The sequence below is a fragment of the Anaerohalosphaeraceae bacterium genome, from assembly GCA_035378985.1.
Classification (GTDB): domain Bacteria; phylum Planctomycetota; class Phycisphaerae; order Sedimentisphaerales; family Anaerohalosphaeraceae; genus JAHDQI01.
The window spans coordinates 79,494-104,783 of sequence record DAOSUR010000001.1 but is presented as its reverse complement, the minus strand read 5'-3'; the positions used below and the strand labels follow the sequence as shown (position 1 = coordinate 104,783).

Annotated in this window: 25 protein-coding genes and 2 tRNA genes; 23 read left to right on the top strand and 4 right to left on the bottom strand. The window is 54.7% G+C overall.

The genetic code is table 11. The annotated features are described in order from the left end of the window. The first annotated feature begins 15 nt into the window (after positions 1–15). The 3 genes from PKY88_00490 to PKY88_00480 all read left to right on the top strand — a co-directional run bounded on the left by PKY88_00490 (position 16) and on the right by PKY88_00480 (position 3,181). Complete coding sequence (locus PKY88_00490) at positions 16–1,086, top strand: hypothetical protein (protein ID HOQ03677.1); 1,071 nt, start codon at positions 16–18, stop codon at positions 1,084–1,086. Continuing rightward, positions 1,052–1,672 carry a hypothetical protein gene (locus tag PKY88_00485; GenBank protein HOQ03676.1) on the top strand — a complete coding sequence of 207 codons (621 nt, stop codon included), beginning with the start codon at positions 1,052–1,054 and terminating at the stop codon, positions 1,670–1,672. The genes PKY88_00490 and PKY88_00485 overlap by 35 nt, the downstream gene beginning before the upstream one ends. Before the next feature lie 135 nt (positions 1,673–1,807). Beyond that, the gene (locus tag PKY88_00480; protein HOQ03675.1) at positions 1,808–3,181 is read left to right on the top strand and encodes a right-handed parallel beta-helix repeat-containing protein; all 1,374 of its coding nucleotides are present in this window, start codon (positions 1,808–1,810) and stop codon (positions 3,179–3,181) included. Here the strand turns inward: PKY88_00480 and PKY88_00475 are convergent. Beyond that, entirely contained in the window at positions 3,178–3,321 is a 144-nt protein-coding gene (locus tag PKY88_00475) for a hypothetical protein (GenBank protein HOQ03674.1), read from the bottom strand. The two genes, PKY88_00480 and PKY88_00475, sit on opposite strands and share 4 nt — an antisense overlap. A 38-nt stretch (positions 3,322–3,359) precedes the next feature. Continuing rightward, positions 3,360–3,998 carry a TlpA disulfide reductase family protein gene (locus PKY88_00470; protein ID HOQ03673.1) on the bottom strand — a complete coding sequence of 213 codons (639 nt, stop codon included), beginning with the start codon at positions 3,996–3,998 and terminating at the stop codon, positions 3,360–3,362. A 204-nt stretch (positions 3,999–4,202) separates the two neighbouring features. Here PKY88_00470 and PKY88_00465 point away from each other — a divergent pair, with 204 nt between their 5' ends. The 6 genes from PKY88_00465 (at position 4,203) to PKY88_00440 (ending at position 10,804) form a co-directional block, all read left to right on the top strand. Further along, positions 4,203–4,364: a hypothetical protein gene (locus PKY88_00465; protein ID HOQ03672.1), complete on the top strand. Its 162-nt coding sequence runs from the start codon at positions 4,203–4,205 to the stop codon at positions 4,362–4,364. A gap of 219 nt (positions 4,365–4,583) precedes the next feature. After that, complete coding sequence (locus PKY88_00460) at positions 4,584–5,246, top strand: hypothetical protein (GenBank protein ID HOQ03671.1); 663 nt, start codon at positions 4,584–4,586, stop codon at positions 5,244–5,246. Positions 5,247–5,510: 264 nt separating this feature from the next. Continuing rightward, positions 5,511–6,680: an aldose epimerase family protein gene (locus tag PKY88_00455; GenBank protein HOQ03670.1), complete on the top strand. Its 1,170-nt coding sequence runs from the start codon at positions 5,511–5,513 to the stop codon at positions 6,678–6,680. Positions 6,681–6,717: 37 nt separating this feature from the next. Continuing rightward, a complete protein-coding gene (locus tag PKY88_00450; protein HOQ03669.1) occupies positions 6,718–8,409 on the top strand; it encodes a sodium:solute symporter in 1,692 nt (563 codons plus the stop codon). A 29-nt stretch (positions 8,410–8,438) separates the two neighbouring features. Then, positions 8,439–10,115, top strand: a complete 1,677-nt coding sequence (locus tag PKY88_00445; GenBank protein ID HOQ03668.1) for a ribulokinase — start codon at positions 8,439–8,441, stop codon at positions 10,113–10,115. Further along, entirely contained in the window at positions 10,112–10,804 is a 693-nt protein-coding gene (locus tag PKY88_00440; GenBank protein HOQ03667.1) for an L-ribulose-5-phosphate 4-epimerase, read from the top strand. The genes PKY88_00445 and PKY88_00440 overlap by 4 nt, the downstream gene beginning before the upstream one ends. Before the next feature lie 22 nt (positions 10,805–10,826). Here the strand turns inward: PKY88_00440 and PKY88_00435 are convergent, their stop codons facing one another. Together PKY88_00435 and PKY88_00430 are read right to left on the bottom strand one after the other, a co-directional pair. Then, complete coding sequence (locus PKY88_00435) at positions 10,827–11,768, bottom strand: alpha-L-arabinofuranosidase C-terminal domain-containing protein (GenBank protein HOQ03666.1); 942 nt, start codon at positions 11,766–11,768, stop codon at positions 10,827–10,829. Next, positions 11,761–12,807 carry a hypothetical protein gene (locus tag PKY88_00430; GenBank protein ID HOQ03665.1) on the bottom strand — a complete coding sequence of 349 codons (1,047 nt, stop codon included), beginning with the start codon at positions 12,805–12,807 and terminating at the stop codon, positions 11,761–11,763. The genes PKY88_00435 and PKY88_00430 overlap by 8 nt, the downstream gene beginning before the upstream one ends. A gap of 158 nt (positions 12,808–12,965) precedes the next feature. On the opposite strand from PKY88_00430, the gene PKY88_00425 reads away from it, so the two are divergent. The 14 genes from PKY88_00425 (at position 12,966) to rpoB (ending at position 25,255) form a co-directional block, all read left to right on the top strand. Continuing rightward, the gene (locus PKY88_00425; GenBank protein ID HOQ03664.1) at positions 12,966–13,295 is read left to right on the top strand and encodes a hypothetical protein; all 330 of its coding nucleotides are present in this window, start codon (positions 12,966–12,968) and stop codon (positions 13,293–13,295) included. Positions 13,296–13,537: 242 nt separating this feature from the next. Next, positions 13,538–15,787, top strand: a complete 2,250-nt coding sequence (locus PKY88_00420; GenBank protein HOQ03663.1) for a hypothetical protein — start codon at positions 13,538–13,540, stop codon at positions 15,785–15,787. A gap of 236 nt (positions 15,788–16,023) precedes the next feature. Further along, positions 16,024–16,096: transfer RNA gene (locus tag PKY88_00415), tRNA-Thr, on the top strand. Then, the gene (locus PKY88_00410) at positions 16,072–16,200 is read left to right on the top strand and encodes a hypothetical protein (protein HOQ03662.1); all 129 of its coding nucleotides are present in this window, start codon (positions 16,072–16,074) and stop codon (positions 16,198–16,200) included. Before PKY88_00415 ends, PKY88_00410 begins: the two co-directional genes overlap by 25 nt. Before the next feature lie 72 nt (positions 16,201–16,272). Continuing rightward, positions 16,273–17,499, top strand: a complete 1,227-nt coding sequence (tuf, locus tag PKY88_00405; GenBank protein HOQ03661.1) for an elongation factor Tu — start codon at positions 16,273–16,275, stop codon at positions 17,497–17,499. A gap of 110 nt (positions 17,500–17,609) precedes the next feature. Continuing rightward, positions 17,610–17,777, top strand: a complete 168-nt coding sequence (gene rpmG / locus PKY88_00400; protein ID HOQ03660.1) for a 50S ribosomal protein L33 — start codon at positions 17,610–17,612, stop codon at positions 17,775–17,777. Between the two features lie 20 nt (positions 17,778–17,797). Then, positions 17,798–17,870 (top strand) — tRNA-Trp (locus PKY88_00395). Positions 17,871–17,933: 63 nt separating this feature from the next. Continuing rightward, positions 17,934–18,320: a preprotein translocase subunit SecE gene (secE, locus tag PKY88_00390; protein ID HOQ03659.1), complete on the top strand. Its 387-nt coding sequence runs from the start codon at positions 17,934–17,936 to the stop codon at positions 18,318–18,320. Between the two features lie 26 nt (positions 18,321–18,346). Further along, positions 18,347–18,886, top strand: coding sequence for a transcription termination/antitermination protein NusG (nusG, locus tag PKY88_00385; protein HOQ03658.1), 540 nt, complete (start codon positions 18,347–18,349; stop codon positions 18,884–18,886). Between the two features lie 77 nt (positions 18,887–18,963). Next, positions 18,964–19,389: a 50S ribosomal protein L11 gene (gene rplK, locus PKY88_00380; protein HOQ03657.1), complete on the top strand. Its 426-nt coding sequence runs from the start codon at positions 18,964–18,966 to the stop codon at positions 19,387–19,389. Between the two features lie 100 nt (positions 19,390–19,489). Continuing rightward, positions 19,490–20,170: a 50S ribosomal protein L1 gene (gene rplA / locus PKY88_00375; protein HOQ03656.1), complete on the top strand. Its 681-nt coding sequence runs from the start codon at positions 19,490–19,492 to the stop codon at positions 20,168–20,170. 47 nt (positions 20,171–20,217) lie between these two features. After that, positions 20,218–20,745: a 50S ribosomal protein L10 gene (gene rplJ / locus PKY88_00370; GenBank protein HOQ03655.1), complete on the top strand. Its 528-nt coding sequence runs from the start codon at positions 20,218–20,220 to the stop codon at positions 20,743–20,745. A gap of 123 nt (positions 20,746–20,868) precedes the next feature. Beyond that, positions 20,869–21,276, top strand: coding sequence for a 50S ribosomal protein L7/L12 (rplL, locus tag PKY88_00365; protein HOQ03654.1), 408 nt, complete (start codon positions 20,869–20,871; stop codon positions 21,274–21,276). Between the two features lie 223 nt (positions 21,277–21,499). Continuing rightward, on the top strand, positions 21,500–25,255 hold the full coding sequence (rpoB, locus tag PKY88_00360) for a DNA-directed RNA polymerase subunit beta (protein HOQ03653.1): 3,756 nt from the start codon (positions 21,500–21,502) through the stop codon (positions 25,253–25,255). Positions 25,256–25,290 lie beyond the last annotated feature (35 nt).

Below are 25,290 nucleotides of genomic sequence, written 5' to 3'. Positions count from 1 at the left end.
GGAACGAGCGACCCTATGGAACGCGACAAGTTTGCTGCCTACCCAAAAAGAGAATCATCTTCGTTGTTTATGAATACCTGTCAGTGGTATTATGATGATAAGGGGTACTATCATTATCTGCTTTTGAATGGGTCTCTGCGGGTTCGCAATATGGTTCTTGAGCTGCTTCAGAAAAACGGCGTCAAGGTTCTCCGTTTCAATAAAAGTTTTCGGCCGGCTTCCAACGGCCTGCAGTATGACTGGTATATCCGGATTTCGGACGAGAACAGAGAATCGATTAAAAATGCCCTTTCTTCCTGCAGGGTTTTGACAGCAAAAACTGCCGACGAAAAAGGCATCAAAAGAGAGGATTATGAACGCCTTGCCAGACAGGCGTCCGTCTGGAAACAGTACAACATCCGGCACAAGAAAAAGATTGCGGAGCTGCAGAAGCAGCTGCAGGAGAAATATTCTGAAATTGAACAGCTCCGCAGCGGAATAGTGCTGGAGACATCCGAGATGCTCGAGTTATACAAGGAGGAGAACGAGCGGCTCAGAAAACAAACGAAAGATTTAGAAGAATTCTATGGGGAGGAGATTGAGAGACTCGAGGAAGAAAAGAGGGGGCTGGAGAACCAATGTTCCAGATTACAGTATGAATTGGCTTCTTTTGCACAGAAGGCGTCCGTTTTCACTTCAGAATCGTCCGTCTATGTGAATTCCAGTGATACTTTTTCTGTTTATCGCCGGACCGTGGAAATTCTGCTGGACGGTGTAGAACTGCTCCACGGTTCCTGGGATGTTCTTTACAAGGAATTACCTTCCGATTTCATTTTTAAAGTTTGGCAGCATATTAAAGAAATCCGCGAAAGGCCGGACAATTGGAAAAAGCAGTGGAAAAAACTTCATGCTGCGGAGGACTGGTACGAACGGCATCTCGGGAAGCAATGGAGGCTCTATTGTTCGCTGCGCAACAATAAGATATGGGTGCTGATTTCAGAAAAAAAAGAGCAGGAGAAGGATCTTATTTATCTGAAAAATTATCAGAGCGGAAACTTGGGAGTCAAAAGCTGTGGCGGCGAAAAACGATTTGCAAAAGAGCGTTGAAGACATAGTTCTTCTGCAGAAGGAAATTAGTCTGCTGGAAAACCAAATCAATCAATGGAAGGAACTTTTAAAAAGGAAGAAGGCGGAACTGCATGAAGCCCTTCAAAAAAGAGATGCCGAACAAATTACATTTCCCAACGGGCTGTATGTGCAATGTGTTCTAAAATCTGTCTATAAAAGACAGGCGGACCTTGCAGACGACGATTTGTTTGGCTGGCTGCAAAAGAATAATCTGGGTGACATTATTAAGCCTTTTGTGCCTTGGGCGAGGTTAAATGCATCGCTTCGGGACTTTGCCGGAAGAGGCGGAAGGGTTGACCCCTCGATTATTCAGATATCTCAGGAGAAAACTGTTGCTATTCAAAATCTGAGGAGATATTTAGCAACGGTAGACATCCAAAAAGACATTCCTCTTCTTGTAAACAGCATTCTGAAAAAAACCGGTCAGAATACAGTACAGTCTTTCCGCGGGCCTGACTGTCCTGAATGCGGAGCGGCATTAACTCCGTGTGGCCAGTGCGGCAATCTCCTTTGTACTGCGTGTGAAGAAACGTGTGATTGTACTTTTTATAATTCGACTCCTTAACGTGAGCGGAGAAGCGTCCAGAAATCCTTGTTTTGGGAGGAAAACCGGATAGATTCCTTGACAGGACGGGGAAGTTGCGGTTAAAATATATCTGATTTGGTTAAAAAGCGGGATATTTTCGGTTTAGGGGGTGTGATGATGAGAAGCTTTTTGCGGGGAGGCGGGGTTTTTGTCTGGCTGGCGGTTGGATGGCCGGTTTGGGTTTGGGCGGCGGAGTATTATGTGAGCCCCGCCGGCAGCGATACCAACAGCGGCACCGTCAGCAGTCCTTTCAAAACAATCGGCCGGGCCGTTACGGCGGCCTCAGCGGGGGATACGATTTTCCTTCGAGGCGGACAGCATCCTTATTCCGCAAAAGTTTCCATCAGCAAAAGCGGAACTTCGCTGAATCCAATCACCCTGCGTTCTTATCCCGGTGAAACGGTTGTTCTTGATTTTTCCGGCACTCCCACGGGAACTCGCGGGATTGAACTGAGCGGCAGCTATTGGGTGTTTTACGATTTTGTCATTCAGAATGCCGGCGATAATGCACTGTACATTACCGGCGGATATAATCAGATTGAGCGGATTACAGCCCGCTGGAATGAAGATTCGGGCATTCAGCTGCATACCGGTGCGGCCTATAATCTGCTCCTGAACTGCGATTCGTATGAGAATTATGACCCGGCCAATCATGGAGAAAATGCGGACGGATTTGCCGTCAAATTCGGGGTCGGGGCGGGCAATATTCTTCAGGGGTGTCGGGCGTGGAGCAATTCGGATGACGGGTATGACTGCTGGAATACAGACCCGCCGAGTCAGGCCGTCACATTTGAGCGATGCTGGGCCTTTCGAAACGGAATCAATCTTTGGGGAGATGCCGCCTTTGCCGGGGATGGGAACGGATTTAAGCTGGGAGCCGGTTCCGGCGGGCATTTTTTGGTGTATTGTGCGGCTTTCGACAACCCCCATCACGGTATTGACGTAAATGGGAATATTACCGGCGTGACCGTCTATCAGTGCAGCGGGATTCGAAACGGCGGCCGGAATTTTTATTTTGATGAGCATAATTCTGCGCATGTGCTTCGGAACAATCTGTCGCATCTGGGGTCGGTTTTGATGTATGAGGAGATTGATGATCAGTTCAATTCGTGGAATGGGTTTGTGCTGACAGATGACGATTTTGCTGGACTGGATTCGGCGGAGGCCGATGGTCCGCGCGAGGCGGACGGTTCTCTGCCGCGGCTCAGTTTCGCCCGTCTTCGTGCCGGCAGTGCAGTGATCGATGCCGGGGCGGTTGTGGGACTGGCGTATCTGGAGGCGGGGCCGGATTTGGGGGCTTTTGAGTTTATTCCGGGAGACTGTGCCGCGGACGGGCGGGTGGATTTGCTGGATGTTGAACGGCTGGCGGAATGGTGGCTGATGGGGGCATGCGGACGATGCGGGGGAGCGGATTTCAACGGGAGCGGGTCTGTGAACCTGTCTGACTGGAAGAAGGCGGCTTCGTATTGGCTCAGAGACAATTATTAAAGAGCAGGCAGGGAGAACTCGACGATGGAGAAGGAGGATGCGTCAAAGCGAATCATGCGTTTTCCATCCCAGGAAACGGCCATCGGGCCGATTTGGTCGAAGGGAAGGATTCGACAGGTGCGTGTTTGTTTGTCAAACACGAAAGACTTTTTAATAGTAGGATTTCTCCGGGTTGGCCTCAGGAGCCGGATGTCTGTTCGTCGGAGGGAGCAGCGGGGGCATTTTCGAGAAGGCGCTGGACGGCGTCTTTCAGCTGGCCGGGATTGATGTCGGAATGTCGGACTATACCCTGCCGGTCAATGACGATAATCAGGGGGATGCTGCCGGAACCCAGCCGCTGCCAGATTTTGTTTTCCCAGCCCAGGCCGTCAAAGTACTGCGGCCAGGGGATTTCGTGCGCCTTTAGATAATCGATCAGGGCCTTTTTGTCGCTGTCCAGCGAGATGCCCAGGATGACCAGCCCCTTGTCCTTGAAAGCGTGGTAGGTTTCGAGCAGGTGAGGGGTTGCCGCCCTGCAGGGGCCGCACCAGGTTGCCCAGAAATCAATGACGACGACCTTGCCGCGGTAGTCCTGGATATTGTGGGTTTTGCCTTCGAGGTCAGTAAATTCGAGCGGGGGAAACGTCAACCCTTCCCGGACAACACCTTTCATCAGGGGCTTAGGAGAGGGCGGAAGTGCCTCAGCAGCAGGTCTTTGGAAAAACGGCCGCTGATTGCTATTGGGCAAGAGCGTGACGGTCAGGATAACACACAGGTAAAACTGGAGAAGAATGCTCAAGATTAGGAGGAAGATGATGATAATCTGCGTGCTTTTCATAAAAGGTCTCCTTTTCTGCGTACATAAAATAGACTAATCCTGATTGTTTGCTGTTTCAAGAAAAAAACAATAATCAGTCAATAGTCATCAGTTATCAGGGATTGGCCAGATAACGGAAAAAGCGGCTGGCTGCCGGAGTCTGGCCACTGGCTGCTTTCAGAAAAAAAATGGATTCCCGCCTGCGCGGGAATGACGGGGGCCTTTATGGGAATGACGGGGGCCTTTATGGGAATGACGGGGGCCTTTATGGGAATGACGGGGGATACTTGGGAATTGACATGGGAAATAGCCCCGGGCGCAAGCCCGGGGGAGATGGGGCTTTTGTTCTCTTTTTTCCTCGCCCTTGCGGGCGGGGCTATCGGATGACGCCTGCTGACGCAGGCTCCAAAGAATAAGCCGTCGGGATTCGAATCAGCCAGTGTGGAAATTAGCCCCTGGCGCAAAGCCCGGGGAAAAAAGGGAATGCATCAGTCATCAGTGAACAGAATGATGGGGGATGCACGGAGATGACAAAAGGTGGGGGGATGGCGAAGGAGGCAAAATAAAAAGTCAATCTTTCCTGTCGGGATAAACGATAAAAGGGATATGAAACGATTTTTAAGCATTTTGGTATTGGGGGCGGTACTGGCAGCCAGCGGGGTGTATTGGTGGAAGACCACAGAAACACAGCGGACGATTCAGCATCTGCTCGCTGAAAATAAGCAGCTGCAGGAGGCCCTTGCTAATCTGGCGTTTGAGCAGCAGGTTGGGTATGCCAAAGTGACGGAGCAGGAGACGCGGGACGGGAGGCTTTTTACAAAGATTTTGTTTGTTCAGACCCTGTCGGAGGATGCGTCCGAGCAGGTTCTTCGCAAAGAGGTCGAAATCGAGGGCGATATTGCCCATTTTGACATGCTGATTGTCTGTTTTGATAAGCAGCTTGTGATGGACGGCCGGGAGCGGGCGATTGGGCTTTGGCGGCGGATTTACGGGGAGAAGATGCGGCCGGAGGATGGATTTGTGATTCAGACGGAAGGGACGGAGCCCGCCCCCTATGCAGCCATTTGCAGGAGACTGTCGATGAAAGACCGGCAGCTGTTTTGGCAGGAAATCTGGAGTTTGTCCAATCAGCCCAAGCGGTTGGAATCGCTGGGGATCCGTGCGGTTTACGGCAATGCGGTCTATCGGCAAATGCGTCCGGGGCTGATTTATGTCTTTAAGCTCAGCAGTACGGGGGCTTTCTGGGCGGAGGTGATTCCGGACTTATAAGCAGCCCCAGGTTCAGGGAAAAATATGCTTGACAGGAAGGGGGGCATTTTTTACCTTCATTTCTTTAATTGTTGAACACAGGACAGTCGTCTTCAGGGAGTTTTGAGGTTGGGAGAGGACTTTCGGAAACCTGCGATATCAGCAAGCCGGGACCGGTTGGGGGTTGTCGTCTGTTTCGGACTTGGCGGGAAGGGTCGCACTTTTCCGGTTTGCCCTCGACGCATTTGCCAGAAATCCTTAACGAATTGAAGGGAGACAATCGCTATGAAGAAACGGAATGGGCTGGTTGGATTGACAGCGGGATTGATGCTTTTTGCGGGGGCCTGCAATTGGCAGATTTGGCGGCTTCAAGGAAAGGAGAGTGCAAGAATGAGTGTTCAGAAAGAGCCGTTCGGCGTTCTTCCGGACGGGCGGAGTGCGGACCTGTATATCCTGAAAAACAGCAGCGGAATGACGGCCAAGATAACCAACTACGGCGGGCATGTGGTGGCGCTGTATGTGCCGGACCGAAACGGCAAACTGGAGGATATTCTGCTCGGTCATGATGAGCTGAAGGGATATCTGGAACGCAAGACCAATCCGTATTTTGGGTGCATCATCGGACGGTACGGCAACCGAATCGGACAGGCGAAGTTTACGCTGGACGGCAAGGAGTACAAACTGGCGGCCAATGACGGGGCGAATCATCTGCACGGCGGAGTGGACGGATTTGACCGGCGGCTTTGGACGGCCAAGCCGTTTACAACAAAGAATACAGCGGGCGTGGAACTGTCCTATGTGAGCAAGGATATGGAGGAAGGGTATCCGGGCACACTCAAGGTGACGGTGATTTATACGCTGACGGATGACAATCAGCTGCAGATTGATTATAAGGCGACGACGGACAAGCCCACGGTTTGCAACCTGACCAATCATATGTATTTCAATCTGGCCGGTCAGGGCAAGGGAGACATTTTGGGGCATGAGCTGATGATCAATGCACCGTTCTTTACGCCGGTGGATGAAGGGCTGATTCCGACCGGAGAGATTCGTCCGGTGAAGGGCACGCCGATGGACTTTACGACACCGACGGCGATTGGGGCTCGCATCAATGCCGATTATGACCAGCTGAAATACGGCAAGGGCTATGACCACAACTGGGTGCTGGACAAGAAGGGCAACGAGATGTCTCTGGCGGCGAAGGTCTATGAGCCGACCAGCGGGCGTGTGATGGAAATCTGGACGGTGGAGCCGGGGATTCAGTTCTATGCGGGCAATTTCCTGGACGGTACCATCCGCGGCAAGGGCGGCAAGGTGTATCAGCATCGGTATGCCTTCTGTCTGGAGACGCAGCATTTTCCCGATTCGCCCAACAAGGCCCAGTTCCCGTCCACGGTTCTTCGCCCGGGACAGGTGTATCAGACCACAACCATTCACAAGTTTTCGACTCGATAACGAATCGGTTTAGGGAATCCCTCAAAAGGAGACAGCTATGGAAACAGGATTGTTAGCCGTATCCGCCTGGAGCGGTCTGGATACGACCATTTTGATTGCTTTCTTTGCAGGGCTGATTGGGATTATTATCTGGGTGCTGATGCAGAAAGAGGAAACATCGCAGGATTATTTTCTGGCCGGCCGGAATGCGGGCTGGGTATCCATCGGCTCTTCGATTTTTGCCTCGAACATCGGCTCCGAGCACCTGGTCGGACTGTCGGGCGTGGGCTTTGTGAGCGGGATGGCGATGGCCCACTGGGAGATGCATGCATGGCTGATTCTGGTGCTCGGGTGGGTGTTTGTGCCGTTTTATGACCGGATTAAGATTTTTACGATGCCGGAATATCTGGAGCATCGGTTTTCGCCGGGTTCGCGTTCGATTCTGTCGCTGATTTCACTGGTCAGTTATGTTCTGACGAAGGTGGCCGTAACGGTGTATTCCGGCGGTGTGGTGTTCGGGACGGTGTTCGGGATCACCCGCGTTCCGGACAATGTGCCGCTGATCGGCGGGATGGATATGTTCTGGGTGTCGGCCATCGGGCTGGTCGTGATTACCGGTTTGTACACGGTGATGGGCGGGATGAAGGCCGTGATGTACACATCGGTTCTGCAGACGCCGGTTCTGCTGATTGGTTCAATTGTGATTCTGATTGTCGGACTGATGCGCGTCGGCGGCTGGGGTGAGGTCGAGCGGATTTGCGGGCCGAACCTGAAACTGGTTCGGCCGGCTTCGGACCCGGAGTTTCCGTGGACGGGCGTGCTCTTCGGTTCGATGATTATCGGGTTCTGGTACTGGTGCACGGACCAGTATATCGTCCAGCGTGTTCTTTCGGGCAAGAACCAGCGGGAAGCCCGCCGCGGGACGATTCTGGCGGGGTATTTTAAGCTGCTGCCGGTGTTTATTTTCCTGGTGCCCGGGATGATTGCGTATGCTCTGACGCAGAAAGGGCTTTTGAATATGCCGCTGACGGCGGAGGGCAAGCCGGATGCGGACGCGGCCTTTTCGACGCTGGTGTCCCAGCTGCTGCCGATTGGGTTTAAGGGCTTTGTGGTGTGCGGTCTGCTGGCGGCCCTGATGAGTTCGCTGGCCTCGCTGTTTAACTCCTCGGCGGCGCTGTTTGTGGGCGATTTTTACAAGAAGCTTCGTCCGAATGCCAGCGAGAAGCACCTGGTGGTAGTCGGGCGTATTGCGACGGCTACCGTGGTGATTCTCGGAATTGTCTGGATTCCGGTGATGAAGGGGATGGGGAATGTGCTTTACCGGTATCTGCAGGCGGTTCAGGGGCTGCTGGCTCCGGCGATAGCCGCGGCGTTTGTGATGGGTGTATTCTGGAAGCGTGCCACGGCGATGGGCGGTTTCTGGGGTCTGGTGGTCGGGTTTGTTCTCGGGATGTTCCGTCTGACGCTGGATGTAATGAAAGGCCATTTGACGGAAGGCACATTCCTGTATTGGGCAGCCAATGTCAACTGGCTGCATTATTGTGAATTTCTGTTTGTCCTTTGTGTGACGGTGACGGTTCTTGTGAGTCTGATGACCCCGCCGCCGTCTTCCCAGCAGATCCGGTATACGTACTATGCCGCTACGCCGGAAGAAAAGGCCGCCACACGAGCCAGCTGGAATAAGTGGGATGTCATTCACACGCTGATTATTCTGGGTGTGATTGTCGCGTTCTATATCTATTTCTGGTAATCGGGAGTGCTTTGAGAGAGGGTTTGGTTATGGCCTATGCAATCGGTTTGGACTACGGGACCAATTCGGTCCGGTGTGTGATTGTCAATACGGCGAACGGAAAGGAAGTCGGCACGGCGGTTTACAACTACCCGTCCGGCGAGATGGGGATTCTGCTGGACCGCAAAGACCACAATGTGGCCCGGCAGAATCCGGCGGACTATCTGGAAGGGCTGGAGGTGACGATTAAGAAGTCTCTGGCTCAGGCCAGGAAGAACGACAAGAAATTCCGGGCTGACCAGATTGTAGGCATCGGAGTGGATACGACCGGCTCGACGCCGATTCCAGTGGATAAGGACGGTGTGCCGCTGGCGATGAAAAAGGAGTTCAGGAAGAATCTGAATGCCTATGTGTGGCTGTGGAAAGACCACACGGGCTATGCAGAGGCGGCCGAGATTACGGAACTGGCGGCGCGGGAGCATCCGGAGTATCTGGCCAAGTGCGGCGGAACGTATTCGTCGGAGTGGTTTTTCAGCAAGATTCTGCACTGCCTGCGGACGGACCCGAAGGTGTTTGATGCGGCCTATACGTGGGTGGAGCATGCAGACTGGATTCCGGCGGTGCTGACAGGAACGGACCATCCGTCCAAACTGAAACGGTGCCGGTGTGCGGCAGGCCATAAGGCGATGTTTAATGAGGCCTGGGGCGGCTATCCGGCCAAAGAGTTTCTGTCCAAACTGGACCCGAAACTGGGGGCGCTTCGGGATACCCTGACGGCCACGACCCAGACGGTGGATCAGAAAGCGGGCGACCTGACGGAAGAGTGGGCCAAACGGCTGGGCTTAAAGCCGGGGATTCCGGTGGCGATGGGGGCGTTTGATGCGCATCTGGGCGGTGTCGGGTCGGGCATCGGGCCGGGAACGCTGGTGAAAATCATCGGCACGAGCACCTGCGATATGGCGGTAGCACCGAATACGGAAAAGCTGCCGGATATTCCGGGCATCTGCGGGATTGTGGACGGCTCGATTCTGCCGGGGTATTTCGGTCTGGAAGCGGGCCAGTCCGCCGTGGGCGATATTTTCAACTGGTTTGTCAACTACATTCAGCCCGGCGGAAAGAAAGAAGGCGACCATGCAGCGCTGACGGCCAAGGCCTCCAAACTCAAGCCCGGACAATCGGGGCTTTTGGCACTGGACTGGAACAACGGCAACCGGACGATTCTGGTGGACCAGCGGCTGACGGGACTTCTGGTGGGCCAGACGCTTCATACGCGTCCGGAGGAGATTTACCGGGCGCTGGTCGAGGCGACGGCCTTCGGGGCGCTGACGATTATCAACCGGTTCGAAGAGTACGGCGTGAAGATTGAGCAGATTATCAACTGCGGCGGCATCTCCGAGAAAAACCCGATGATTATGCAGATTTATGCCGATGTGACGGGCCGGGAGATGAAGATTTCCCGTTCACCCCAGACCTGTGCGCTGGGGGCGGCCATCTGCGGAGCGGTTGTGGGCGGGGCGTACCCCGACTTTGCCTCGGCGCAGAAGGCGATGTGCGGGGTGAAGGCCAAGACCTTCAAGCCCATTGCGGCAAATCATGCGGTGTATAAGCGGCTCTATGGGCTTTATAAGCAGCTGCATGATGCCTTCGGGACCAAAGGATACAACCAGTCGCTGTACAATGTGATGAAAGACCTGCTGAAGATTAAAGAAGAGGTTCTCAAACAATGATGCTCAAAGAACTGCGAGAGCAGGTCTGGCAGGCCAATCTCCAGCTGAAAATCCACAATCTGGTGATTTACAGCTGGGGGAATGTGAGCGGGATTGACCGGGCCAAAGGGATTGTGCTGATTAAGCCCAGCGGGGTGGATTACGATGCGCTGCGTCCGGAGGACCTGGTGGCGCTGGATTTGGAAGGCCGGGTCGTGGAGGGTTCGCTGCGGCCTTCCTCGGATACGCCGACTCATCTGGAATTGTATCGGCGGTTTGAGAAGGTCGGCGGAATCTGCCATACGCATTCGCTCTATGCGACAATCTGGGCGCAGGCCTGCTGGGAAATCCCCTGTTTCGGCACAACACATGCGGATAATTTTTACGGGCCGGTGCCGGTGACGGACCCGATGCAGCCGGAGGAGATTGAGGGGGATTATGAGCTGAATACAGGCAAGGTGATTGTGCGGCGGTTTGCCGGGCTGGACCCGATGCAGGTGCCGGCGGTTCTGGTGGCCAATCACGGGCCGTTTACCTGGGGGCCGAATGCGGAAAAAGCGGTGGAGAACGCCGTGGTGCTGGAGCAGTGTGCGCAGATGGCTCTGGGAACACTGCAGCTGAACCCGGAACAGCTGGAGATTTCCCGCGTTTTGCTGGACAAGCACTACCTCCGCAAACACGGCAAGAACGCCTACTACGGACAGAAATAATCAGGCGGCGAAAATCGGCCTGTCAGTTTTTGCCTCGAATCCGAAGGACCGTCAGGGAATAGGGGGCGGCGGTGAAGGACTGTTTGTCACGCAGGGTTACGGGGGTGGTTTTGGGGGCGACGTCGTTCGGGGAGCGGAAGGTATTGCAGGCATCCGGCGTGTCAGCGGTCAGAAGGGTCTGGATTGCCGCAGTTTCCGTTTGAGGCAGGCCCTGCAGATTCAGAGTGAGCGTAAGGGATTGAGCATCTCCATTGATCATTTTCACAAGAATATCTCCGTTTCGGCTGTCTCGGACAGCGGAGAAGGCGAAGCGTTTTTCATCCGGCAGCATCTGGTCGAGGTCTGCCGGCAGGTATCGGTTGCCTGTATGGTTGCTGAAGAGCATCTGGACGTAGTAGTTGGCGGTCCGAAGGACCTCTGTGTTGGTAAAATAGATAAGATTTGGGTTCCACTGGGTATTTCCGTGTTTGCCGAGCAAGGGGGCATAAGAGGCCATTCGGACCAGGTCTCCGTTTCGTTCGAGGGCGGTCATATAGGCGGCTTCGGCCAGGGCGGAACGGAGGGTGTTTCGACGGTCGGGTTCATGGGCGGCGTATTCCCCCAAATAGACTTTTGATTTGGCGCGGTCGTATCGGTCATATCGTTTCAGGTTGCTCCAGAACCATTGGGGGGCTTTGTAGCCGTGTTCATCGACCATTTCGAGGTTGAGGGCGTCGGCAAATTTCCAGCCTTCTTCATAGTCGAATCCTTCGGGGTTCGGCCCGACGGTGCCGATGACAGTAATGTCGGGGTATTTGGCTTTGACGGCCCGATAGAGCATTTCGAAGCGTTCACGGAAAGCGGGTGTCATGGCATCTTCGTTTCCGATGCCCAGATATTTGAGGTGGAAGGGTTCGGGATGTCCGGCCTGGGCTCGCAGACGGCCCCAGGTCGAGTCCGGAGCACCGTTGGCCCATTCATTCAATCAGGTCCAGTACCTCCTGGATGTACTCGGGCATTTTCTCGAGGGGGACGGCCTGCTGGCCGACACCCCAGTACCGGTCGGTGTTTTGGCAGGACACGCCGGCGGCCACGACCGGAACCGGTTCAGCGCCGATGTCCTCGCAGAATTGGAAGTATTCAAAATAGCCCAGTTCGACGGTTTGATGATAGCGCCAGATGTTTTTTTGAGCTTTTCGCAGCTCCACGGGGCCGATGGTGTCTTTCCAGCGGTAAAGATTGCTGAGCCCGTCGCCGTGAACCAGGCAGCCCCCGGGGAAGCGGACGAAGCGGGGTTTTAAGTCGGCAATTATTTCCGCCAGGTCGCGGCGGAGGCCGTTTTTGCGGTTTTTGAATGTGTTTTGCGGAAACAGCGAGACCATATCGAGATAGATGACGCCGTCTCCGTGAATCCAGAGGACGATTCGGCCGCTGTCTGTGGTTTCTTTGGGATGCAGGACGGCGGAATACTGTTTCCAGTCGGGGCTCAGGGGCGGCAGGTCGCGGCTGTCCAAAATGGTTCCGTCGCGGGATTCGAGGCAGACCTGCCAGGAGAAATTTCGGCCGGGCTGCTGTCGGGCGAAGACGGAAAAGTCATACGATTCGCCGGCCTTGAAGACAATGCCGTCGAAGCCGCTGTTGGACAGGCCGACAGCGCTTCCTTCCCGCCCGGCGCGGCAGTGAAGCTCCAGATAGCAGGAATTGTTGGGACCGAGCGGGCGGGCATCGCCGATATAGGCGGTGCCGTCGCCGGAGCCGCGTTTGAGCAGCTGCCAGCCGGTCAGGGCATTCCAGTCGGGTCTGTCGAGGGCGGAATATTCAAAGGAGCGATTCTGAACCAGTTCTGCATATAAGCCCCCGTCGGCGGCATAGTTGAGGTCTTCGAAAAAGATTCCGAACAGCATCGGGCTGATGGGTTTGCCGGGGGAATCGGTCCGAATGGTTAAGGTCAGTGCCTGAGCGGACGAAAAAAAGGTCCAAAGAGCCCAAACGGCCGACAGAACGAGGTGTTGGAAAAGCCGCATGTCTGTGCACTCCTCCGTTTTTCACCCAACGTATCGCCGAGAGGAAGGTCCGTCAAGGGGACTTTTCTTGGGTTCAGATTGATTCTGCGGCAAATGGGAGTATAATGTGTTTTGGAGTTTGCGGACAGGAAGAATCTTTTTGAATCGGAGCGTGCAGGATGGCCACACCAATTCGAGTCTGTTGTGCAGTGCTGGCGGTGCTGATGCTGGGGACAGGGTGCCAGGAAAGCGGACGAAAGACCGATCGAAGGGCCCAGCTGGTCGGACAGGAAAATCTGCAGCTCAAAAAGCAGATTCAGGAAAAGGAGCGGGAGATTGAGCGGCTGAAGAAGGAGATTGAAGCCCTTCAGGAGCAGGCCCGGAAGACGGAAGAGACGCACGGCCAGACCTATGCGAAGATGCTGGAGATTGTGGCGGATCTTACCGCCCAGCTGGAGGCGTGCAAGGCGGGGCAGCCGCTGCCGGAACAAACGCCCCAGCCGCAGTGATTTCGACAGACATCTTTCCCCACAGGAGGCGCGGGGAGAGGAAAGCTGTTTTTCATTTCGGTCTTGCTGAACAATCTTTTCAGATTTTCAGTAATAAAAAGGGCGTGCTTATCGTCCATTTATAGGGCCGCTATTTCTGTTTACAGCGTTTGACCGGATAGAGATTTCTGTTAGGATAGAGCTGTTTTAGCCGAAGAATAATTCGGAGTAGAATCACTAAGGGACAAGAAGCAGGATTGCATGTGCAAAAGGTTTTGTTCAGAGTAGTGGTTGTGCTGTCGGCGGCGGCTGCTGCACTATCGGATGTGAGGTATTCTGCGGGGGCAGGAGGGGCCGGCGGAACGGTTCTTTTGGGTGCACAAGAGGAGTCGGGTCGTCAGCTTCGTGTTTACAGCGAAGCCCTTTTGCAGGGCAGCAGCGATGAAGTGCGGGTTGATGCGGCGATTGGTTTGCTGTTAAGACAGGATGCGGCAGGGCGGGAGGTTTTGATAAAGGCCTTGCGAGCGTCCGATAATTCTCCTGCTCGAGCGGCGGTTTGTCGGGCGCTGATTCGCAGTCGGGGGTTGGGGGCGAATGTCGTGCCCGCCGAACTTTTTGTCGAACCGCTGATTGAGGTTTTAATCGGTGCGGACGATGCGGTATCGAAGCTGGCGGCTGAAGCACTTTTAATCTATCGTTTTTCCGATATTGAGTCCCCGTTGACTTCTGTCGTAAAAGACGGTCAGCGGGATCTAAAGATACGTCTGAAGGGGATTTATGCGCTGCAGGTTCGCACAGAGCCGCAAGCCTTTCGGCTTTTGATTCAATTACTGGATGACTCGAATCCGGAAATTCAGCAGGCCGCCGAGCGTTCCCTTCAGGAATCGTTTGGGATTCCGATTGGGACAGGTCGTCAGGTTTGGACGGCAATTTTAGAACAGCTTCGCCAGAAAAGCCCTGAAGATATTCGTCGAGAACGGCTTCTTCGGCAGGAAATGCGTCTCCGGGAGGTTCAGGAGGAACGGGACCGCTGGCAGCGACTTTATTTGTCGGCGCTGGATAATGAATTTGAAATTCAGCCGCCGGAAGTACGCGGAAAATATTTGCTGGAACGTCTGAATTCGGATTTGGCACCGATTCGGCTGTGGGCACTTCGGAAAATCAATCGACTCAGCGGGGACATCGAGCCGTCTTTGCGGGAACGGCTTTTGGCTCTTGTCGGGGATTCCGATCGGGATGTTCGTTTCCAGGCGGCCCGCGTGCTGACAACAATGAGTGCCCTGAACCCGGCGGAAAAACTTCTGGAACAGCATAAGAAGGAGACAGATTCGCAGGTTTCGATGGCTCTCTTTGAAGCATTGGGCGAGGCCTGTTACTTTGCCTTATCGCCCGGCTCGAATATCACTCTGCCGGAGTCAATGCCGAATGAAGTGCTTGAATTGTCTTTACAATATTTGAAGAATGAGCAGCCGGCAGCGGCCAAATTGGGTGCTGAGGTTCTTCGCAAGCTGCTGGAGCGGGTTCAGGTGGATTCATTTCAGGCGACGGTCTATTTGACATCGCTGGTGGAACGGTATCGTCAGTCTGCTGCGGGCGGCAAAAGCGGAACCTTGCCGGGCGATTTGCTGATGATTATGGCCCGGTTGGCTGCACAGGGGTATCAGAGGGAGCCGGCAGGACATCTTTTCCATCAGGTTTTCATAGAGGCCGTATCAGATACAAACAGTCCTGAAGTCCGCTTGGCAGCAGCGACGGGGTTGATAGGAATCGATAAAAACGAGGCCTTCCGGATTTTTAAGGAAAAGGGGCTTGCGTCGGATTCCAATTCCGGGATTCGTCAAGTGGTTTTTGAACTGGCCGGACAAATTGGGACCAAAGAAGACCTTGAATGGCTCTCTGCCTATACAGGAGGGAACGGGACATCGGATGGTGCCTGGCAGGCATTTCGGGCTGTTTTACAAAGGCAGACGGCGGACGTTTGTATCTATTGGGCTAAAAAAGGGGCGGAAGGGGGATTTCTGCCGGAACGGACGCGTTTGATATGGGAGACGGCCGAACAAAAAGCAACGGCGGAGTCTTCGGGGCAGCTGTTGGAGGAGATTTGGTCGAATCTTTTGAAACTTGCGGAGGCAGGGAAAGATTATGCCCAAATAATAGAGATTGGAAAAAGGATTAAAGCGGGGAATCCTCGTCCGGAGTTTGTGGATTCGGTTAATCCTGTGTTGCTTCGTGCTGCCTTGTTTTCCCAGCAAAAGAATCTGACGGAATCGATTTTGAAAGAGACTTTGGGAAAAGGAGATGTTGGAAGGGGACATCCGATATCCGGTATAATTGAAGAATATTTAAGTGCATCTGAGGGAAAAGAGGAGGAAAAAAAGAGTTTTCTTGAGAACTTGAAAGAAAAGTATAATAATTATCCGAATAATCCTGAATGGTCATCGCAGATTCAATTGTGGTATGAAAAATATTATCCAAAGGGAGAAGAAAAGCCGGCAACAAATTCTACGCTCTAAAGGCGAAAAAAGATATGCCTTGTCTTGTATTTTGAAAAAAAGCGAAAAAATCTTAAAAAAAATTAGTTTTTTGTATTTGCACTTCTATTTGGCTCTGTATATACTCTCCCTTTTACAAAAACCATTAACACAGAGAGATTGTCTAAAGATTCTTGTCTGGTCATTGGTTTTTCAGGCCGGAACAAGAGGATTATTTTTTGTACCGAGTTCGGTAAGGGCTGGAAGGGAACCGGTTTGCTGCTGTAGCTCAGCCGGTAGAGCGCGTCCTTGGTAAGGACGAGGTCATGGGTTCAAATCCCATCAGCAGCTGGAAAATCAGGCATTGGCCGAAGGGGCCTTATGCTGCGTTGTTTGCATCAGAGGCGGCGTCGGGCTGGTCCTTGCGGGCCGGAGATGATAAAACGTCAATGTGATTAATAAAATGGGAGATTCAAGAATCCTTCCCTGAGCAGGAAAAAGGACTTCAGAAACAGGAGACTCAAGACATGGCGAAGGCAGTATTTGAACGAAAGAAACCGCATATTAATGTGGGAACGATTGGACATGTAGACCACGGCAAGACGACCTTGACAGCGGCGATTACGCGTGTCTGCGAATTGTGCGGCTGGTCAAAGTTTAAGTCGTATGATGATATTGCCAAGGCGTCTGAATCGCAGGGCCGCCGTGACGAGACGAAGATTCTGACGATTGCTACGGCTCACGTGGAATATGAAACGGAAACTCGCCACTATGCCCACGTGGACTGCCCGGGACATGCGGACTATGTGAAGAACATGATTACGGGGGCTGCTCAGATGGACGGGGCGATTCTGGTGGTTTCGGCCAGCGACGGCCCGATGCCGCAGACCCGTGAGCATATTCTTCTGGCCCGTCAGGTAAACGTGCCGAGAATTGTGGTCTTCCTGAACAAGGTGGATTTGGTGGATGACCCGGAACTGCTGGATTTGGTGGAGATGGAGCTTCGCGAGCTTCTGAACAAATACAACTTCCCGGGTGATGACACGCCGATTATTCGGGGTGTGGCCAACCAGGCGATGCGGGCTCAGTCTCTGGATGATCCTGCCTGCAAGCCGATTCTTGAGCTTCTGAAGGTGATGGATGAATATATTCCGATTCCGCAGCGTGAAATCGACAAGCCGTTCCTGATGCCGGTGGAAGATGTGTTCAGCATTAAGGGGCGCGGCACCGTCGGCACCGGCCGTATTGAGCGCGGTGTTGTGCGGGTCGGTGATGAAGTGGAAATCGTCGGTCTGGCCAAAGAAACCCGCAAGACGACGGTCACGGGTGTGGAAATGTTCAACAAGACGCTGGATGAAGGGCAGGCGGGTGATAACGTCGGTCTGCTGCTGCGGGGCGTTGAAAAGAAGGAGCTGGAGCGCGGACAGGTTCTGGCCAAGCCGGGAACGATTACGCCGCACACGCAGTTTAACGCGGAAGTGTACGTGCTGACGAAAGAGGAAGGCGGCCGTCATACGCCGTTCTTTGCCGGCTATCGTCCGCAGTTCTTCTTCCGGACGACGGACGTGACCGGAACGATTAAGGAAATCAAGAGCCGTGAAGGCAAGCCGGTCGAGATGTGCATGCCCGGCGACAACATCGAAATGAGTGTGGAGATTATCTCTCCGATTGCGATGGAAGAAGGGCTTCGTTTTGCGATTCGTGAAGGCGGCCGGACTGTCGGCGCCGGTGTGGTGACCAAGATTCTGGCGTAGCAGGATACAGAAGAATTCAGGGGGTGCCGCCGAGTTATATGCGGCACCTTCTTTCCCTTTTTTGCCCCGGATTTGCAGGCCGTGCAGAATCAGAGGGTGTCGAGGTTTTTATGGCAAAGGCGATTAAACGAGAATATGTTTGGCTGGAATGCAAGGAGTGCGGAGACCGCAATTATCGAACGGAAATCAACGTGCAGGGCGGGACTCCGAAGCTCGAACTGATGAAGTTCTGCAAGCGGGAGCGGAAGCACACGCTGCATAAGCTTCGCCGCAAATAGGCGAACGGGCGATTCGAGAAAGGCCAGTAGCTCAATTGGCAGAGCAGCGGTCTCCAAAACCGCAGGTTGGGGGTTCAAATCCCTCCTGGCCTGTAGGATTTTGTCATTCGGCGAAGGCCGAAGGGAGACGGATAGAAGGCCGAAAAAGGAAAAACAATGAGCATCAATCGAATTTACAAGCGCGGGCAGGCGACGTATACGCGGCTGGGGACCGGCATCGGGGTTTTTGTTCTGATTCTAATCGGATGTGCGGTGCTGTATCAGCATCTGGCGAATCAGTCGATTCTGGTTCAGACGCTGGTGCCTGCGGCGGTTTGTGTGGTCCTGAGCTGGCTGACGTTCTGGGTGATCAACAAACCGGCGGTGTCGGATTTTCTGATTGCGGCCGAAGGGGAGATTAAAAAGGTCAGCTGGTCCACCCGCCACGAAATTGCGGTCTCCACAATGGTGGTGATTACGGTGGTGATTTTGATGTCCATTGGTCTGGCGGTTGTGGATTTGTTTTTTAACTGGATATTCGGCGGCTTGATTGGATTGTTTTAACCGGGCAAGCCGGAAAGGGTCCATGGATGCAGTGGTTTGTATTGCGAGTTGCTTCGAATAAAGAAGAACAGGTCCGCGATGCACTGGAGCGGAAGCTGAAGATAGAAGGGGTTCGCTCTGTGGGCCGGATTCTGGTTCCGACCGAACAGATTAAGCGAATCCGGGGCGGCAAGCAGCGTGTGCAGAAGCGCAAGCTGTATCCGGGCTATGTGTTTATGGAGCTGGAGCCCAAGGAAGACGGGCGGATTCCGGATGATGTGTGGTATGTGATTAAAGAGACGATGGGCGTGGGGGATTTTATCGGGACGGAAGGCGTTCCGACGCCGATGCGGGACACGGATGTGGCCAAGATGCTCAAGGAAGCGGACAAGCCCGAAGATGTTCCGAATATCAAGGTGGAATTCTCCAAAGGGGATGTAGTGAAGATTCGAGAAGGAGCGTTTGAGAACTTTGAAGGCACGGTGGATTCGATTGATACCGAGCGGGGGATTGTGCGGGTGATTGTGACGATATTCGGCCGCAGCACCCCGCTGGATATTGAATACTGGCAGATTGAAAAGGTCTGAACAAAGCAAAGAGAGTGTTTCCCCTCAAGGCAGGACAGGGGGGAACAACCGGAAAGTGAGAAGAACAGGAAGCATTTATGGCGAAAGAAGTAAAAACGGTTATTAAGCTGCAGGCGCCGGGCGGACAGGCCACACCGGCCCCTCCAATCGGTCCGGCCCTCGGTCAGCATGGCGTGAATATCGGTCAGTTTGTTTCTCAGTTTAACGAGCGGACACGGGAGTTTAACGGGACAATCGTTCCGGTGGAGATAACAGTTTATACGGACCGGAGTTTTGAGTTTATCATCAAGAGTCCGCCGGCGGCTGTGCTTCTCAAACAGGAGGCCGGACTGGCCAAGGGCAGCGGCGTTCCGAACAAGGAAAAGGTCGGCAAGGTCACGCGGGCGCAGATTCGCAAGATTGCCCAGACCAAGATGAAAGACCTGAATGCCTACTCGCTGGAGAAGGCCGAGAAGATTATTGAGGGAACAGCCCGCAGTATGGGTGTGGAAGTGGTGGACTGAGCGGGCGCGGCATCAGAGGTTGTCCCGAAACATACGGAATAACTGAAAAGCGGACCACGGCTTGACAGTGGGAGCGAACCTTTTTTTCGCGAGGAAAACTATGAGAAAACGAAGCAAACGGTATCAAAACGAAGCCAAAAAGGCGGTTCAGACACCGCTGCCGCTGGCGGAGGCGGTCAAGAAGCTCAAGAGTTTCGCCTCGACCAAGTTTGACCAGTCGGTCGAAATTGCAATGCACCTGGGGATTGATACGAAGCAGGCCGAGCAGGCGGTACGCGGGGCGGTGAGTCTTCCGCACGGCATCGGCAAGGCCCGCCGGGTGATTGCGTTCTGTGAAGAGTCGGATGCAGCGGCGGCTAAGGCGGCCGGTGCTGTGGAGGCCGGAGCGGATGAGCTGATCGCCAAGGTGATGGACGGCTGGACGGATTTTGACGTGGCGATTGCCTCGCCGAAGGTGATGGGCAAGGTCGGCAAGCTTGGCCGGGTGCTGGGACCGCAGGGCAAGATGCCCTCGCCCAAGAACGGGACCGTCACACCGGATGTGGTGCAGGCCGTGAAGGAATTTACGGCCGGCAAGGTGGAGTTTCGCAACGACGCGGGCGGAAATGTGCACGCGGTCGTCGGCAAGCTCAGTTTTGACGAAGCGAAGCTGGCCGAGAACATCGATGCGTTTATCAACCATATCAAGCGGCTTCGTCCGACCTCGATGAAGGGCACTTATATTAAGAAAGTCTGCCTGAGCGCCACGATGAGTCCGAGTGTGCAGCTGGCGGTTGAGTAAAAGGGAATCCATCCGGCCGAGGGCCGGTTTGATGCTGAGGAGCGATTATGACCTACTATGTAAAGGGATTAATTCAGAAAGAGTATGAACGGCGATTGTCCGAAGCGCCGGATTTTGTGGTGCTTCAGACCATCGGACTGAACGGGATTGACAACAACCGCCTTCGGGGAGCGCTGCTGGAGAAGGGCATCCATCTGATGGTGGTGAAAAATTCGCTGATGCGGCGGGCGCTGGAGTCGCTGGGCCGTGCGGCCGGTGCGCAGCTGTTTCAGGAAGGGCCCTGCACGCTGGCCTGGGGCGGCGACAGCGTTGTGGATGTAGCCAAGGAGCTGGTGGAGTGGACCAAGAAGCTGGAGGTCCTGAAGTTTAAGGGTGCCTTTGTGGACGGCCGTGTGCTGGATGCTTCGGGCGTTTCGGAACTGGCCAAGATGCCCAATCGTCGGGAGCTTCAGGGCCGGGTGGTTCAGAGCATTCTTGGACCGGCGGGCCGGACGGTCGGCGCCATGCTGGGACCGGGCGGCGTGATTGCCGGCTGCATCAAGAGCCTGATCGAGAAAAAGGAAAAGGCGGCGTAAAAGCCGTTTCTGAACGCATGAAATCAATGAAGGTTTGGCCGACCGGTTGTCCCGCCCAGCGGGTTAAATGGGACGGCGGAGTCCCGCTACCGGTGGCCGCTGGAAATACAGGAGTTTGAAACGATGTCAGAGAGAACATTCAGCCAGGAGATCAAGGAACTGGGGGATAAGATTGTCGGCTTAACGCTGCTGCAGGCCAAGGAATTGGCGGATTATCTGAAAGAGGTTCACGGAATCGAGCCCGCCGCCGGCGGTGCGGTGATGGTGGCCGGCCCTGCGGCGGCAGGCGGTGGAGCGGCGGCCGCTGCCCCGGCAGAAAAGACCAGCTTTACCGTGATTTTAAAGTCGTTCGGCGACCAGAAGATTCAGGTCATCAAGGAAGTCCGCGCCCTGACGGGTCTGGGCCTGAAAGAAGCCAAGGATCTGGTGGACGGCGTGCCGAAGCCGGTAAAGGAAAATGTGAGCAAGGAAGAAGCCGAAGCGGCTCGCAAGCAGCTGGAAGCGGCCGGTGCGGTTGTGGAAATTCAGTAAGGAAGTTTGCCGACGTGTCGGCGGAAACGTTTTCGACGGTTCATCGAGAACAGACGAGTGCAGACAGGTTCGACGAATCCGGCGAGGGCCGGAGGGTCGAACCTGCTGCTGGTTTATTGCGCACGGAGCGGAGAATGCTCCGAATGAACTGAAGGCGGTGTTTGGTTTGGGAAAACCGACAGCCCAAGGCGGGTTCAGAAGATCCTAAGGGAGATAAGGTCGAATGAAATCACGAAATGTCCGGGTTTTCGGGAAAATCGGAGATGCGGTGCCGATTCCGAATCTGATTGAAGTGCAGATTGCCAGTTATGAACGGTTTCTGCAGGCGGATGTGCCGATGTCCAAACGGAAGGACATCGGTCTGGAGGCCCTCTTCCGGGAGATCTTTCCCATCGTCAGCTATGACAAGACGATGGAGCTGGAATATCTGGGCTACGAATTGGAAAAGCCGCGTTATACGATTGAACAGTGCCGGGAACTGCGGCTGACCTACGGGTATCCGCTGAAGATTCACTGCCGCCTGAAACGCAAGGACGCCGGTGTGGTGGCCGAGCAGGGGATTTACCTGGGCGAGATTCCGGTGATGATCGGCGGCGGAGAATTTATCATCAACGGGGCCGAGCGAGTGATTGTCAATCAGCTGCATCGAAGTCCGGGTGTGGATTTTGTGATTGACAGCAAGGACGGCGACCGGATTCTGCACGGGGCGCGGATTATTCCCGAACGGGGCAGCTGGATCGAGATGTCGGTGACCAAGAAGGATGTGCTGGTGATTCGGATTGACCAGTCTGGCAAGATTCCGGCGACGACCTTCCTGCGGGCAATGGATGAGAGATACAGCAAGACCGAAGACCTGCTGCGGCTGTTTTACAAGACCGAGACGGTCAAGGTCAAAAAGCTGGAGCCGACGATGTGGGCGGTCGGTCCGATTGTGGACACGGAGACGGGGGAGATTCTCGTCGAAGCCGGCGCCCAGCTGGGCGATGCGGTGACGGCGATTCAGGCCAGCTCCCTGGAAACTGTCGAGGTGATTCGCGAGGCATCCGACCCGCTGATTCTCAATACGATTGCGAAGGACGGCTGCGACAGCCATGAAGAGGCGCTGCTGAAGCTGTATGCCCGGCTGCGTCCGGGCAATCCGGCCCAGATTGAAAAGGCCAAGGCGCTGTTTGAGGAGAAGTTCTTTGATACGAACCGCTACCGGCTGGGGGCGGTGGGGCGTTTCCGCCTGAACCGCAAGTTCCATCAGAATGTGGATGAGCGGGAGATGACACTTCGGGCGGAGGACTTCATCAATACGATTCGGTATATTCTGGACCTTCGCAGCAATAAAGGTCAAGTGGATGACATTGACCATCTGGGCAACCGGCGTCTGCGGACGATTGATGAGCTGGCGGCCTCGGAGATTCGCAAGGGGCTGCTGAAGCTTTGGCGGACGGTCCAGGAGCGGATGAGCATGAAGTCGCCGGAGGAGATTGAGCGGATTGCCGACCTGGTGAACAGCAAGAGCGTCTCCAGCAGCGTGGAGTTTTTCTTCGGGCGGGGCGAACTGAGCCAGGTGGTGGACCAGACCAACGCGCTCAGCCAGCTGACGCATGAGCGGCGTCTGAGTGCGCTGGGACCCGGCGGTCTGAACCGCAAACGGGCGGGCTTTGAAGTGCGCGACGTGCACATCAGCCATTACGGGCGCGTCTGTCCGATTGAAACGCCGGAAGGCACGAACATCGGTCTGATTGTCTCGCTGGGCATTTTTGCCAAGGTGGATGAATACGGCTTTCTGGTGACGCCGTACCGGAAGGTCAAGGACAAGAAGGTAACGGATGAAATCGTGTATCTGCGGGCGGATGAGGAGATGGAGGCGATTTTTGCTCCGCCGAGCATGATTGACCCGGCGACGATGAAGCTGCGGGACGGGTTGGTGCTGGCCCGGGAGAAGGGCGACCTGACGCAGGTGGACAGTTCGCTGGTCAATTACGTGGACGTTTCCCCGCGGCAGATTGTCGGGGTTTCGGCGGCGCTGATTCCGTTCCTGGAACACGACGACGCCAACCGGGCGCTGATGGGTTCGAACATGCAGCGGCAGGCGGTGCCGCTTCTGGTGACGGAGCCGCCGCTGGTGGGGACCGGAATGGAAGAGCCGGTGGCGCAGAACTCAAGTATGGTGGTTCGTGCCCGTCAGAGCGGAACGGTGACAGCCGTCGATGCGATGCGGATTGTCATCAACGGGACGGACGAATATCGGCTGCACAAGTTTGTGGGGCTCAACGAGCGGACCTGTCTGAATCAGAAACCGATTGTCAAACTCGGCGAGAAGGTCAAGAAGGGACAGATTATTGCTGACGGCGGCGGCACCAGCCAGGGCGTGCTGGCGCTGGGGCGCAACGTGCTGGCGGCGTTTGTTCCGTTTGACGGATACAACTTTGAAGACGCTATTCTCATCAGCGAGCGGCTGGTGCAGGATGATGTATATACGAGCATTCATATTGATGAGTTTACGGTCGAAGTGCGTGAAACCAAGCTGGGCCGCGAGGAGTTTACGCGGGATATTCCCAATGTGAGTGAAAAGGCCCTCCGCAATCTGGATGAAAACGGCATTGTCCGCGAAGGCACGCGTGTCGGACCGGGCGACATTCTGGTGGGCAAGGTTTCGCCCAAGAGCAAGACGGAACTGACGCCGGAAGAAAAGCTGCTGCACGCGATTTTCGGGCGGGCCGGCGAAGATGTGAAAAATGATTCGCTGGAGGTTCCCAGCGGGTTTGAAGGCGTGGTGATTAAAACCCGCCACTTTATGCGCCGCGGCGGGGGGACGGAAGAACAGCGCAAGCAGCAGAAGCAGAAGATGAAGAAATATGAAGAAGAAATGGTTGCCAAGGAATGCGCCGTCTTCCGGAAGATGATGGAGGAGATTCACCGGGAGCTGGGCATTGAAGTGGTGGACCCGAACACCAAGCAGCGGGTCGGTGTCAGTGATAATATTGACGTGCTGTATGAGCAGGTCGAGAACTTTGATATTTCCTGGATCAAGCCGGCTAAAGTACGGGAGGATGCCCAGAAGATTGTGGACCGGTACTGGCCGAACATAGTAGCCCTGCAGGAAGAGAAGAAGCATGAACTGGACCGGCTCAAACACGGCGATGAACTGCCCAGCGGGGTGCTGGAGATGGTCAAGGTGTATGTGGCGACCAAGCGGACGCTTTCGGTCGGCGACAAAATGGCCGGTCGTCACGGAAATAAGGGCGTCATCGCCAAGATTATGCCGGTGGAAGATATGCCGTTCCTTGAAGACGGAACGCCGGTGGATATTTGTCTGAATCCGCTGGGTGTTCCCAGCCGTATGAACGTCGGACAGATTCTGGAGACGCATCTGGGCTGGGCGGCCAAGGTGCTGGGCTTTGATGCGATTACCCCGGTGTTTGACGGAGCGACGGAAGAGGACATTCGGGCGGTTATTGAAGAGGCCAACCAGCATGTCCGCAGCCGCATCAAGGAGATTGAGGAGAAGAAGCAGGCTCCGCCGGCGGAGGAGCTGTTTACGCAGATCCCGCCGATGCTGAAGGCGCGGATTTATGACGGGCGGACCGGCGAGCCGTTTGACCAGGAAGTGACCATCGGCTACATCTATATGATGAAGCTGCATCATCTGGTGGATGACAAGATTCACGCCCGCTCGACGGGACCGTACAGTCTGATTACGCAGCAGCCGCTGGGCGGCAAGGCCCGCACGGGCGGCCAGCGGTTCGGTGAAATGGAAGTCTGGGCGCTGGAGGCGTACGGGGCGGCCTATACGCTGCAGGAGCTGCTGACGGTTAAGAGCGATGATATTGAAGGGCGCACCAAGATTTATGAGTCGATGGTCAAGGGTACCAATACGCTCGAGGCGGGCACCCCGATTTCCTTTGATGTGCTCTGCAACGAAATCCGCGGTCTGGGTCTGAATATTCAGCTGGAGAAAAAACGGCTCGGTGCAGTGCCGCTGTAAGCGGGGAACTTTTTTTGGTGCGAAAACAAACGAAA